The 11,850-nt window shown below is 65.6% G+C and carries 10 protein-coding genes; all 10 read right to left on the minus strand.

Annotated elements, in window-relative coordinates:
- Positions 1-52: 52 nt before the first annotated feature.
- The 10 genes from IX761_RS01105 to IX761_RS01150 all read right to left on the minus strand — a co-directional run bounded on the left by IX761_RS01105 (position 53) and on the right by IX761_RS01150 (position 11,812).
- Positions 53-823, minus strand: a complete 771-nt coding sequence (locus tag IX761_RS01105) for an SDR family oxidoreductase (protein ID WP_194787715.1) — start codon at positions 821-823, stop codon at positions 53-55.
- Positions 823-2,034 carry an O-succinylhomoserine sulfhydrylase gene (locus tag IX761_RS01110; RefSeq protein WP_194787716.1) on the minus strand — a complete coding sequence of 404 codons (1,212 nt, stop codon included), beginning with the start codon at positions 2,032-2,034 and terminating at the stop codon, positions 823-825. Before IX761_RS01110 ends, IX761_RS01105 begins: the two co-directional genes overlap by 1 nt.
- Positions 2,035-2,050: 16 nt before the next feature.
- A complete protein-coding gene (gene purF / locus IX761_RS01115) occupies positions 2,051-3,556 on the minus strand; it encodes an amidophosphoribosyltransferase (protein ID WP_194787717.1) in 1,506 nt (501 codons plus the stop codon).
- Positions 3,557-3,598: 42 nt separating this feature from the next.
- The gene (locus IX761_RS01120; protein WP_194787718.1) at positions 3,599-4,153 is read right to left on the minus strand and encodes a CvpA family protein; all 555 of its coding nucleotides are present in this window, start codon (positions 4,151-4,153) and stop codon (positions 3,599-3,601) included.
- A 185-nt stretch (positions 4,154-4,338) separates the two neighbouring features.
- The gene (locus tag IX761_RS01125) at positions 4,339-5,001 is read right to left on the minus strand and encodes an SPOR domain-containing protein (RefSeq protein ID WP_194787719.1); all 663 of its coding nucleotides are present in this window, start codon (positions 4,999-5,001) and stop codon (positions 4,339-4,341) included.
- Positions 4,985-6,292 (minus strand): bifunctional tetrahydrofolate synthase/dihydrofolate synthase, encoded by a 1,308-nt coding sequence (folC, locus tag IX761_RS01130; protein WP_194787720.1) that lies wholly within the window; start codon positions 6,290-6,292, stop codon positions 4,985-4,987. The genes IX761_RS01125 and folC overlap by 17 nt, the downstream gene beginning before the upstream one ends.
- Positions 6,292-7,185: an acetyl-CoA carboxylase, carboxyltransferase subunit beta gene (accD, locus tag IX761_RS01135; protein ID WP_194787721.1), complete on the minus strand. Its 894-nt coding sequence runs from the start codon at positions 7,183-7,185 to the stop codon at positions 6,292-6,294. Before accD ends, folC begins: the two co-directional genes overlap by 1 nt.
- Before the next feature lie 219 nt (positions 7,186-7,404).
- Complete coding sequence (locus tag IX761_RS01140) at positions 7,405-8,025, minus strand: phosphoribosylanthranilate isomerase (protein WP_194787722.1); 621 nt, start codon at positions 8,023-8,025, stop codon at positions 7,405-7,407.
- 60 nt (positions 8,026-8,085) lie between these two features.
- On the minus strand, positions 8,086-8,940 hold the full coding sequence (truA, locus tag IX761_RS01145) for a tRNA pseudouridine(38-40) synthase TruA (protein ID WP_194787723.1): 855 nt from the start codon (positions 8,938-8,940) through the stop codon (positions 8,086-8,088).
- Between the two features lie 193 nt (positions 8,941-9,133).
- Positions 9,134-11,812 carry a FimV/HubP family polar landmark protein gene (locus tag IX761_RS01150; RefSeq protein ID WP_194787724.1) on the minus strand — a complete coding sequence of 893 codons (2,679 nt, stop codon included), beginning with the start codon at positions 11,810-11,812 and terminating at the stop codon, positions 9,134-9,136.
- Positions 11,813-11,850: the final 38 nt, after the last annotated feature.

An 11,850-nucleotide genomic window follows, 5' to 3' on the forward strand; every position in this document is an offset into this window, starting at 1 on the left:
ACGAAGGGACCTCACGGTCCCTTCTTGTAGCTTGAGGCTGATAGCTTGCAGCTCAGGTGTAGATCATCTTGCGGGTCATCCCGCCATCGACCACGAACTCCTGTCCGGTGACGAACCCTGCCTGGCGCGAGAGCAACCAGGCCACCAGCGCCGCCACGTCTTCCACTGTCCCTACCCTGCCCGCTGGATGCTGGGCATGGTCGGCTTCGGTCAACGGCTCGGCACGGCGCTGCGACGGATCACGGGCATCGACCCATCCCGGGCTGACGGCATTGACGCGGATCTCCGGCCCCAGGCTCATGGCCAGGGCATGAGTGAGCGCCACCAGGCCACCCTTGCTCGCCGCATAGGCCTCGGTATCCGGCTCGGATTGCCGCGCCCGGGTCGAGGTCAGGTTGACGATGGCGCCGCCATGGGCACGCAGGTAAGGCGCACAGTGCTTGGCCAGCAGCATCGGGCCATTGAGGTTGACCGCCAGCACACGGTTCCACTGGGCGAGCGACAAGCTCTCCAGCGTCTGGTTGTGCGGGTTGGCGATGGCCGCATTGCTGACCAGCGCATCCAGCCGGCCGAACTGGCCCAGCACCTCGGACACCCCGGCACTGACCTGCGCCTCGTCGGCCACGTCCATGGCAATGAACCATGCATTGTCGCCGAGTGCCTTTGCCACCTTGGCGCCACGCTGGCGATCGAGGTCGCTGAGCACCACCTGCCAACCTTCGCAGATGAGCCACGCGGCGATGCCCAGGCCGATGCCGCGGGCGGCACCGGTGACCAGGGCTACCCGACCGTTATGGCTGGGCGCATCGCCGCGGATTTCCATCACAGCGCGGCCAGCCCACGGGCGAGGTCCGCCTGCAGGTCGGCCACGTCTTCCAGGCCCACGGCAACCCGGATCAGGCTGTCACGGATACCAGCGGCTTCACGCTCCTGCGGCGACAAGCGGCCGTGGGAGGTGGTGGCCGGGTGAGCAATGGTGGTCTTGCTATCACCCAGGTTGGTGGTGATCGAGATCACTCGAGTGGCATCGATGAAGCGCCAGGCGCCCTCCTTGCCACCCTTGACCTCGAAGCTCACCACCGCACCGAAGCCACTCATCTGGCGCTTGGCCAGTTCGTGCTGCGGGTGGCTCGGCAGGCCGGCGTAATGCACCTTCTCGACGCCCTCCTGCTGCTCCAGCCATTCGGCCAGCACCTGCGCGCTCTCGCAGTGCGCACGCATGCGCAGCTTCAGCGTTTCCAGGCCCTTGGTGAAGATCCAGGCGTTGAACGGGCTGAGGGTCGGCCCGGCGGTGCGCAGGAAGCCCACCACTTCCTTCATCTGCTCGGCACGGCCAGCGACCACACCGCCCATGCAACGGCCCTGGCCGTCGATGAACTTGGTGGCCGAGTGGAACACGATGTCGGCACCGAGCTTGAGCGGTTGCTGCAAGGCCGGCGTACTGAAGCAGTTGTCCACCACCAGCATGGCGCCACGGGCATGGGCGATCTCGGCCAGCGCGGTGATGTCGACCAGTTCCGCCAGTGGGTTGGACGGCGATTCGACGATCAGCAGCTTGGTGTTGGCCTTGATGGCCCTTTCCCAACCGCTCAAATCGACCAGCGGCACGTAGTCCACTTGCACACCGAAGCGCTTGAAGTACTTCTCGAACAGGCTGATGGTCGAGCCGAACACGCTCTGCGAGACCAGCACGTGGTCGCCAGCGCTGCACAGCGACATGACCACGGCGAGGATCGCTGCCATGCCAGTGGAGGTGCCCACTGCCTGCTCGGCGCCTTCCATCGCCGCCAGGCGCTCCTCGAAGGCGCGCACGGTCGGGTTGGTGTAGCGCGAATAGACGTTGCCCGGCGTCTCACCGGCAAACCGCGCGGCGGCGTCGGCGGCCGTGCGGAACACGTAGCTGGAGGTCAGGAACAGCGCTTCGCTGTGCTCGCCTTCCGGTGTGCGGTGTTGACCGGCGCGCACCGCCAGGGTGTCGAAACCGACACCCTCGAGGTCACTGTCCAGTCGCCCGGCATCCCATTGATCCGTCATGCCGTCGCTCCCAAAGTCAGTTGTTGTACAGGTCGATGATCGCGCTGACCGCCTGGGTTTTCACCTTGGCCAGGTCGTTACGGGCCTGCTCGATACGGTCGAGGTAGGCTTCGTCGATATCGCCGGTGACGTATTCACCGTTGAACACTGCGCAATCGAAATGCTCGATCTTGATCTTGCCGCCACCGACCGATTCGATCAGGTCCGGCAGGTCCTGGTAAATCAGCCAGTCGGCACCGATCAACTCGGCCACCTGTTCGGTGGTACGGTTGTGGGCGATCAGTTCGTGAGCGCTCGGCATGTCGATGCCGTAGACGTTGGGGTAGCGCACCGCGGGGGCCGCGGAGCAGAAGTAGACATTCTTGGCGCCGGCTTCGCGGGCCATCTGGATGATCTGCTTGCAGGTGGTGCCGCGCACGATCGAGTCGTCCACCAGCATCACGTTCTTGCCACGGAACTCCAGCTCGATGGCGTTGAGCTTCTGGCGCACCGATTTCTTGCGCGCGGCCTGGCCGGGCATGATGAAGGTACGGCCGATGTAGCGGTTCTTGACGAAGCCTTCGCGGAACTTGACGCCCAGGTGGTTGGCCAGCTCCAGCGCTGCAGTGCGGCTGGTGTCCGGGATCGGGATGACCACGTCGATGTCGTGCTCGGGGCGCTCGCGCTGGATCTTCTCGGCCAGCTTCTCGCCCATGCGCAGGCGTGCCTTGTACACCGAGACGCCGTCCATGATCGAATCGGGACGGGCCAGGTAGACGTGCTCGAAGATGCACGGTTGCAGTTTCGGGTGCTCGGCGCACTGCTTGGTGTACAGCTGGCCTTCCTCGGTGATGTACACCGCTTCGCCCGGCGCCAGGTCGCGGATCAGGGTGAAGCCGAGCACGTCGAGCGCCACGCTTTCCGAGGCGATCATGTATTCCACGCCTTCGTCGGTGTGACGCTGGCCGAACACCACCGGGCGGATACCGTTGGGGTCACGGAAGCCGACGATGCCGTAGCCGGTGATCATCGCCACCACCGCGTAGCCGCCGACGCAGCGGCTGTGCACGTGGGAGACCGCAGCGAACACATCCTCCTCGGTCGGCTGCAGCTTGCCGCGCACGGCCAGTTCGTGGGCGAACACGTTCAGCAGCACTTCCGAGTCGGAGTTGGTGTTGACGTGGCGCAGGTCGGACTCGTAGATCTCCTTGGCCAACTGCTCGACGTTGGTCAGGTTGCCGTTGTGCGCCAGGGTGATGCCGTAGGGCGAGTTGACGTAGAACGGCTGGGCTTCGGCCGAGGTGGAGCTACCGGCGGTCGGGTAGCGGACATGGCCGATACCGATGCTGCCGACCAGGCGCTGCATGTGGCGCTGCTGGAAGACGTCGCGCACCAGGCCATTATCCTTGCGCAGGAACAACCGGCCGTCATGGCTGGTCACGATACCGGCAGCGTCCTGGCCGCGGTGCTGGAGGACCGTAAGCGCGTCATACAGCGCCTGATTGACGTTCGACTTACCGACGATACCGACGATGCCACACATGCGACGCAACCCCTACTTTGATGAAACTTGAGTGAAGCGCGCTCAGGGCTTGGAAGGCCCGAGCAACTGCTCCTTGAACGGAAGGTCAACGGGTGCGCTGACCCCACTGGACATCCACTGGCCGGTGAACCCGAGAATGAAGTTCTTCGACCAGTCGGCTACCAATAGAAATTGTGGTATCAGGCGCGATTCCTGCCACCACGGATCCTGTTGCACCGGCCCCAGGCTGAGCAGCCCGACGGCCACCACCACCAGCAAGGCCCCACGCGCGGCGCCGAAGGCCATGCCGAGGAAGCGATCGGTGCCGGACAGCCCGGTCACGCGAATCAGCTCGCCGATGAGGAAGTTGAGCATCGCCCCCACCAGCAGGGTGGCGACGAAGAGAATGGCACAGCCGGCGATGGTGCGCATCGAGGGTGTCTGGATATAGCTTTCCAGGTACACCGACAGCGAGCCACCGAACATCCAGGCCAGTGCTCCAGCGACAATCCAGATGACCAGCGACAGGGCTTCCTTGACGAAGCCACGCTTGAGACTGATCAGTGAGGAAATGGCGATGATCGCGATGATCGCCCAATCAACCCAGGTAAATGCCACGGTGCTGCCTGCCGACGTTTGAGGCGGCGCATTTTACCAGAGCAAGGGGCTTGGGGTAAGCGGAATGTCAGGTGTTTGAAGGGCTGCGGGCTGACCCACAGGACAGCTTTACCGCCTGCAAACCTCATCGCGGGGCCAGCCCGCTCCCACGCTGATCGTGGGAGCGGGCTGGCCCCGCGAGCATCTTAGCCGCGCTCTGGCTGAAAGCGCACCACGATGCCCTTGAGATTCTGCTGGCGACTGATCACGTCACGCAGGCGCTCAGCCTCGGCCCGCTCGATCAACGGCCCGACATACACCCGGTTCATGCCATCCGCCGAGCGAATGTAGGCGTTGTAGCCCTGGCTACGCAGGGTGCTCTGCAGCTTGTCGGCGCCCGCGCGGTTGGACAGGCTGGCCAGCTGGATTGACCAGCTCACCGGCAGGCCGTTGACGTCGATCTTCGAAGGCGCGGCCGGTTTGGTCGCCACCGTTGGTGCGACCGGTGCGGTTGCCGGCGCAGGCTTGGCTTCGACCTTGGGTGTCGGCACCGGCGTTTGCGGCTTGGGCTGCGCCTGAACCTGCGGTGACGGCGTGATCGGCTGGCTGGGCGTGGCCACGGGTGCCGTGGATTCGTTGACCACCACCGGTGGCTGCTCATCCGGCAACGGCTGCGGCTCGGGCACCTGGACCGGTTCGACCTGCACCTGGGGCAGGGTTGGCATGGCTGGCGCCTCCGGCGCCTCGACGCGCACCTGGCGCATCTCGTCCTCGCGGGTGAACAGCATCGGCAGGAAGATCACCGCCAGCGCCACCAGCACCAGCGCACCGACCATGCGCTGCTTCATCCCTTTATCCAGCACTGCCATCTACTCCATCCTCGGGGGCCTGCCGTTCGAGCCAGGCCAGGGCCTCGCCGACGCAGAAAAACGAACCGAACAGCAGGATCTGGTCATCCGCCGTCGCTTGGACGCACTGCCCTTCGAGGGCAGCATCGACGCTGGGGTGAGACTTCACTGTCGCACCGAGGTTCGTCAAGGCCTTGGCCAGTTCCTCAGCCGGGCGGCTGCGTGGCGTGTCCAGCGGTGCCACCGCCCAATCCCCGACCAAACCCTGCAAGGGCTCGATCACACCTTGCAGATCCTTGTCGGCCAACAGGCCGAACACAGCCAGGCGCCGACCTTTCGGCGGGCGGGCCGCCAAGCGGCGCGCCAAATACTCGGCCGCATGCGGGTTATGGCCCACATCCAGCAGCAACTCAACGCGTTTGCCCTTGAATACCAACGACCGCCGATCCAGCCGACCGGTGATGCGGGTGTCCAGCAGCGCCTGCCTCACCCGCGCCTCATCCCATGGCAGCTCCATCAGCGCAAAGGCCTGCAGGGCCAACGCTGCGTTTTCCATAGGCAGGTCGAGCAGCGGCAGGTCGCGCAACTCCAACGGCGTGCCGTCGGCCTTGCGGCCACGCCACTGCCAGTGGTTTTCGGTACTGGCCAGGTCGAAGTCGCGCCCACGCAGGAACAACGGACAAGCCAGCTCGCTCGCCTTGTCCAGCAAGGGTTGCGGCGGATCCAGGTCGCCGCAAAGGGCCGGCTTGCCCTGGCGGAAGATCCCAGCCTTCTCGAAGGCCACCAAGTCGCGGGTGTCCCCCAGGTAGTCGACATGATCGACACCGATGCTGGTGACCAGCGAAATGTCGGCATCCACCACATTGACCGTATCCAGCCGGCCGCCCAGGCCCACCTCGAGCACCACGGCATCCAGTTGCGACTGACTGAACAGCCAGAACGCCGCCAGGGTGCCCATCTCGAAATAGGTCAGCGAGGTATCGCCGCGCGCCGCCTCGACAGCGACAAAGGCTTCGCACAGCTGCTCATCGGTGGCTTCGACGCCATCGATGAGCACGCGCTCGTTGTAACGCAACAGGTGCGGCGAGCTGTAGACCCCGACCTTGAGCCCCTGGGCGCGCAGCAGCGAGGCCACGAAGGCACAGGTGGAGCCTTTGCCGTTGGTGCCGGTGACCGTCACCACGCGCGGCGCCAGCTTGCCCAACTGCAGGCGCGCCAGCACCTGCTGGGAACGCTCAAGCCCCATGTCGATGGCCGTAGGGTGCAACTGTTCGAGGTAGGCGAGCCACTCGCCCAGATTGCGCTGGCTCATCACGCTACCGCAGCCGCCTCACGGGCTTCTGCCGGGGTTGCCTGGCCAGTCATCTGCGCCAGCAGGCGCGCCAGGCGCGGGCGCAGTTCGTCACGGGAGATGATCAGGTCAATGGCGCCGTGCTCCAGCAGGAACTCGCTGCGCTGGAAACCTTCCGGCAGCTTTTCACGCACGGTCTGCTCGATCACCCGCGGGCCGGCGAAGCCGATCAGCGCCTTGGGTTCGCCGACGATCACGTCGCCGAGCATCGCCAGGCTGGCGGAAACACCACCGTAGACCGGGTCGGTCAGCACCGAGATGAACGGGATGCCTTCTTCGCGCAGGCGCGCCAGCACGGCGGAGGTCTTGGCCATCTGCATCAGCGAGATCAGCGCTTCCTGCATGCGCGCACCACCGGAGGCGGAGAAGCAGACCATCGGGCAGCGATGCTCCAGCGCGTAGTTGGCGGCACGCACGAAGCGCTCACCGACGATGGCGCCCATGGAGCCGCCCATGAACGAGAACTCGAAGGCGCTGACCACGATCGGCATGCCCATCAAGGTGCCGCTCATGGAAATCAGCGCGTCTTTTTCGCCGGTCTGCTTCTGCGCGGCGGTCAGGCGGTCCTTGTACTTCTTGCCGTCACGGAATTTCAGGCGGTCGACCGGCTCAAGGTCGGCACCCAGTTCGGTGCGACCACCCTGGTCGAGGAAGATGTCGATGCGTGCACGTGCGCCGATGCGCATGTGGTGGTTGCACTTGGGGCAGACGTCGAGGGTCTTTTCCAGCTCCGGACGGTACAGCACGGCCTCGCAGGACGGGCACTTGTGCCACAGCCCTTCCGGTACCGAGCTCTTCTTCACCTCGGAACGCATGATCGAAGGGATCAGTTTGTCTACCAACCAGTTGCTCATGCTTGCTTTCTCCAGTTTTGGCCTGGGGGACCTGCGCGGCCCCGCCCTGCCCTTGAACTCAAATTCTTCTGTAGCGCGACGATGAGCCGGCCACGGCAGCGCCGTGCACCCACCCATCTGCAATTTTTCCCCGGTTTACCCCGCGCGCTGGCGCGGCCTGGCAGCACCGGGCTGCGAAAACTATGGACGATGGCGCGCGGCCAGCCGTCACATCCGTGTTCACGCCTGTTTCACCGCACGCATGAAGGCGTCGATCTTGGCGGCATCCTTGATGCCCTTGGCCTGCTCCACCCCGCCGCTGACATCCACCGCATAAGGGCGTACCTGGCGGATGGCCTGGGCGACATTGTCGGCTGACAGGCCTCCAGCGAGGATGATCGGTTTGCTCAGTTTCTTGGGTATCAGTGACCAGTCGAAAGCTTCGCCGGTTCCACCGGGCACGCCGGGCACATAGGCGTCCAGCAACATGCCGCGAGCGCCGGCGTAGTGCTGGCAGGCGGCCTCGAGGTCATCGCCGGGGCGCACGCGCAGCGCCTTCACCCAGGGCCGGTGATAGCCCTCGCAATCAGCCGGGCTTTCATCGCCGTGGAACTGTAGCAGGTCCAGCTCGACGGCTTCGAGCGTCTCGTTGAGCTCGCAGCGTGAGGCGTTGACGAACAAACCCACCGTGGTCACGAATGGCGGCAGCTCGCGAATGATCGCCCGGGCCTGACGTACATCCACCGCCCGTGGGCTTTTCGCATAGAAGACGAAACCCAGGGCATCGGCCCCGGCCTCGACCGCAGCCAGGGCATCTTCGATGCGGGTAATCCCGCAGATCTTGCTGCGAACGTTGCTCATGGACGGCGAACCTTGAGTGATCGGTGAAAGCGCCGATGGTAGCAAATGACGGTTGCCCCGTCAGTCCGCCAGGGCCTCGTAGCCGCTAAGAAAGTGTGGGCCGATGTAACGCTGCGGCAGGTCATACTCTTCTGGGTACTCCACCTGCACCAGGTACAGGCCGTACGGGTGGGCGGTCACCCCGCCCTCACGGCGGTTGCGCCCCTCCAGCACTTCCCGCGCCCATTCCACCGGGCGCTCGCCGGCACCGATGGTCATCAGCACCCCGGCGATGTTGCGCACCATGTGGTGGAGGAAGGCGGTGGCGCGCACGTCCAGCACGATCATCTGGCCATGCCGGGTGACGCGCAGGTGGTGGATGTGCTTGATCGGCGATTTGGCCTGGCACTGGCTGGCGCGGAAGGCGCTGAAGTCGTGGGTACCCAGTAGATGCTGGGCGGCCAGCGCCATGCGCTCTACATCCAGCGGGCGATGGTTCCAGGTCACCTCCTCGGCCAGGTGTGCCGGGCGGATCGGGTCGTTGTAGATGACGTAGCGGTAACGCCGCGCGGTGGCCTTGAAGCGGGCATGGAAGTGCGCCGGCATCGGCCGCGACCAGACCACGCTGATGTCGTGGGGCAGGTTGAAGTTGCTGCCCAGGGTCCAGGCGCGCTCGTCACGCACGGCGCGGGTATCGAAGTGCACGATCTGCCCGCAGCCATGCACACCGGCGTCGGTGCGCCCGGCACAGATCACGCTGATCGGCTCGTTGGCCACCTTCGTCAGCGCCTGCTCCAACGCCTGCTGGACACTGGGCACGCCACTGGCCTGGCGCTGCCAGCCGCGGTAGCGCGAGCCTTTGTATTCCACGCCCAAAGCGATGCGGGAGTAGCCTTCGGCCGCGGATTCGGCGGCGGCGGTGTCGATGATGTCCAAGAGCGGGAAACCTGTGGGGTGATACGAAATGGCGGGGATTATAACGACAACGGCAGCCGAGGTGGGCTGCCGTTGATTGGTCGACCGTTGCGGCCCTATCGCTGGCAAGCCAGCTCCCACAAGGTCAGCGAAGGTCCATGTGGGAGCTGCGGTTCGCCGCTGCGACTTGCCAGCGATAGGGCCGGAAAAGCACTCAGACCAGGCGCGAGAGCATGTCGTTGGCTTCCTGGCGCTGGTTGTCGTCGCCGTCCTTGACCACTTCGTCGAGGATGTCACGCGCGCCCTGGTGGTCGCCCATGTCGATGTAGGCGCGCGCCAGGTCCAGCTTGGTGGCCACTTCGTCGGCACCGGAGAAGAAGTCGAAGTCCAGGTCGTCCAGCGGCTCGGGCTCCTGGGCTGCGTCTTCGGCGGTGAACTGTGGCTCCAGCGAGGGCGTTTCGAGGCTCTGCGACAGTTTGTCGAGCTCGGCGTTGACATCGTCCAGCTCCGAGGCGAAGTTCTTCGCCGCTGGCGAGTCGTCATCCAGCGACAACGACAGGTCGAAGTCTTCCGGCAGCTCCAGCTCGGAGATCGGGTCGAACTCCGGCATGGCCTCGAAGGCCGCCAGCTCGGCAGCCACGTCCACCGGCGCTTCTTCGCCGTCGTTCGCAACCGCAGGTTCGCCGACATCGAGATCGAAATCGGCCAGGTCGTCGTCCGCCGGCAGCTGCTCGACCGGTGCCTGGGCCTGGGCCAGCAATGCCTCGAAATCATCGTCGGCATCGGTGGCGACAGCGGTGGGTTCTACCGGCTCAGGCTCTTGTGCCATCACCGGCGGCTCGACCGCTACAGGCTCCTGGGCCGCCACAGGCGCTTCAAAAGCGGCTGCCTCATCCAACTCAGGCAGGTCGAACGCGTCGTCCGCTGGCAGGTCATCGCCCAGGCTCAGGTCGAAGGCACTGTCCAGGTCGTCTTCTTCGACAGCGGGAGCCGGCTCGGGAGCGGGCTCGGCAACCACTTCAGGCTCAGCAGCCACGACGGGCGCAGGCTCGTCCTCGGCTGTCGGCGCCGGGTCCTGCAACAGGTCCTGGACATACTGCTCGTCCAGTTCCGCAGCCAATGCCGCGGCACCCGCTGCACCGGCCACCACGGCAGCGACGCCGAGCATGGCCGGGAAACGCTCCTTGAGTGCGGCGACTTCGGCCTGATTCTCCTCGTTCGACGCCAACTTGCGCTCCTGGCCGACGAAAGCGTCCTGGTCACCCTGGCGGGCGTAGACTTCCATCAGTTTCAGGCGCAGGTCACTGCGCTGAGGCTCGGAGGCCACGGCAGCTTCCAGCAGGTCGGCGGCGTGGTTCAGACGGCCACGGGCCAGGCTCTCGTCGACCTCGGCCAGCAACGCGGCGCGCGGATCGACAGCTGGAGTGATCGGTGCCTGAGGCTTTTCCGCAGCCGTTGCGGCGGCCGCGGAGGCGGCAACCACGGCGGGCGACAGGGTCACGCTCGGCGCCGAGACTTCCAGGCCATCGAAGCTGCTGGGCGGCAGGTCCAGGTCGGGGCTGCGCTCGCTTTCTTCGGACAGGGCACGCGCCATGCGCAGGTGTTTCTCGGCTTCCTGCTGGGCTTTGCGCTTGCGCGCCAGGAGCAGCAGGAGCAGAAGCAGGACGAGGAACGCAGAACCTGCGACCAGGCCCAACAGCACGGGGTTGCCCAGCAGCTCGTCGAGCATCCCCTGTTCGTCGGTGGCGGGCGCAGCGGCTTGCGGCGCGGTATCGACCGGCGCGGGGGACGGCGTGACCACCGGTTCTGCCGGGGTCAGCTGTGCGTTGACCGCGGGTTGCGCAGGGGCCGGCTCGCCCGGGAGTGCCGTAGCGGGCGCCTGGGGCTCCGCGTTCTGGGCCTCGAGGCGCGCCAGCTGGTCATTCTTCAATTGGATCAGACGCTGCAGCTTGTCCAGCTGGCTCTGCAGGTCGGTCATGCGGCTCTTGAGTTCTTCGTTGTCACGACGGCTGGTGTCCAGGCTTTCCTGGGCCACCGCCAGCTTGTCGTTCAGCGCCTTGCTGCCACCGGCCGCACTCTTGCCGCCCGGGGCTACCAGGCGCAGGTTGTCGCCCTGGGCGATGCGCGCCGGCGCCTCGCCGGCCTCGCCACGGCGAGTGGCGTCGAGCTGGCGGGCGCGCGGCCCGAGGCGGCGGCCCTCACGCCAGGCGGCGTACTGTTCGGCCACTTCGCGGTTGGCTTCTGGTTGCGCAATGCTCTGGACCTGCTGTTGATCGGGCAGGCGCAGGACTTGCCCGATCTTCAGCTGGTTGATGTTGTTGCCGATGAACGCGTCCGGGTTCAGCGCCTGGATCGCCAGCATGGTCTGCTGCACCGAGCCACCCTGCGTGTTGCGCGCGGCAATCTGCCAGAGGGTGTCGCGGCGTTTGGTGGTGTAGCTGCCCGTGCTCACGGCGGGGTTGATGCCCGCCGGGGCCGCCTGGCTGCCCTGGGCCTTGGCCTGGTCGAGCAGCATGCTGTAGTCACGCAGCAAACGGCCTTGAGGCCACATCACCTGCACCAGGAACTTCACCACCGGCTCCGGCAACGGCTTGCTGGAGGTGACCCGCAGCACGCTGCGACCATTGGGGTTGATCACTGGGGTGAAGGTGAGGTCTTCGAGATAAGGCGGGAAGGCCACCCCGGCCTTGGCGAACTCTTCCGGCGAGGCAAGGCTTGGCGCCATTTCCGCCGCGCTGAGGTCGCGCACGTCGAGCAGTTCGATCTCGGCATCCAGCGGCTGGTTCTGCGCCGACTTGAGGGTCAGCTCCCCCAACCCGAGCGCGTTCGCCACGCCGGACGACAGCGCCGACGCTGCCGCGATGGCCAGAACCAGTTTGCGAATTCGAAGCATGAACTCTTCCCTTGTAAGAACCGTCCCAAAAACCCTGT

The organism is Pseudomonas sp. UFMG81 (genome assembly GCF_015354575.1).
Taxonomy (GTDB): Bacteria; Pseudomonadota; Gammaproteobacteria; order Pseudomonadales; family Pseudomonadaceae; genus Aquipseudomonas.

Excerpts from the sequence above, each read along its gene's own strand:
- IX761_RS01105 (WP_194787715.1), bottom strand. The coding sequence starts at position 823 with ATGGAAATCCGCGGCGATGCGCCCAGCCATAACGGTCGGGTAGCCCTG.
- IX761_RS01110 (WP_194787716.1), bottom strand. The coding sequence starts at position 2,034 with ATGACGGATCAATGGGATGCCGGGCGACTGGACAGTGACCTCGAGGGT.
- purF (WP_194787717.1), bottom strand. The coding sequence starts at position 3,556 with ATGTGTGGCATCGTCGGTATCGTCGGTAAGTCGAACGTCAATCAGGCG.
- IX761_RS01125 (WP_194787719.1), bottom strand. The coding sequence starts at position 5,001 with ATGGCAGTGCTGGATAAAGGGATGAAGCAGCGCATGGTCGGTGCGCTG.
- folC (WP_194787720.1), bottom strand. The coding sequence starts at position 6,292 with ATGAGCCAGCGCAATCTGGGCGAGTGGCTCGCCTACCTCGAACAGTTG.
- accD (WP_194787721.1), bottom strand. The coding sequence starts at position 7,185 with ATGAGCAACTGGTTGGTAGACAAACTGATCCCTTCGATCATGCGTTCC.
- IX761_RS01140 (WP_194787722.1), bottom strand. The coding sequence starts at position 8,025 with ATGAGCAACGTTCGCAGCAAGATCTGCGGGATTACCCGCATCGAAGAT.
- IX761_RS01150 (WP_194787724.1), bottom strand. The coding sequence starts at position 11,812 with ATGCTTCGAATTCGCAAACTGGTTCTGGCCATCGCGGCAGCGTCGGCG.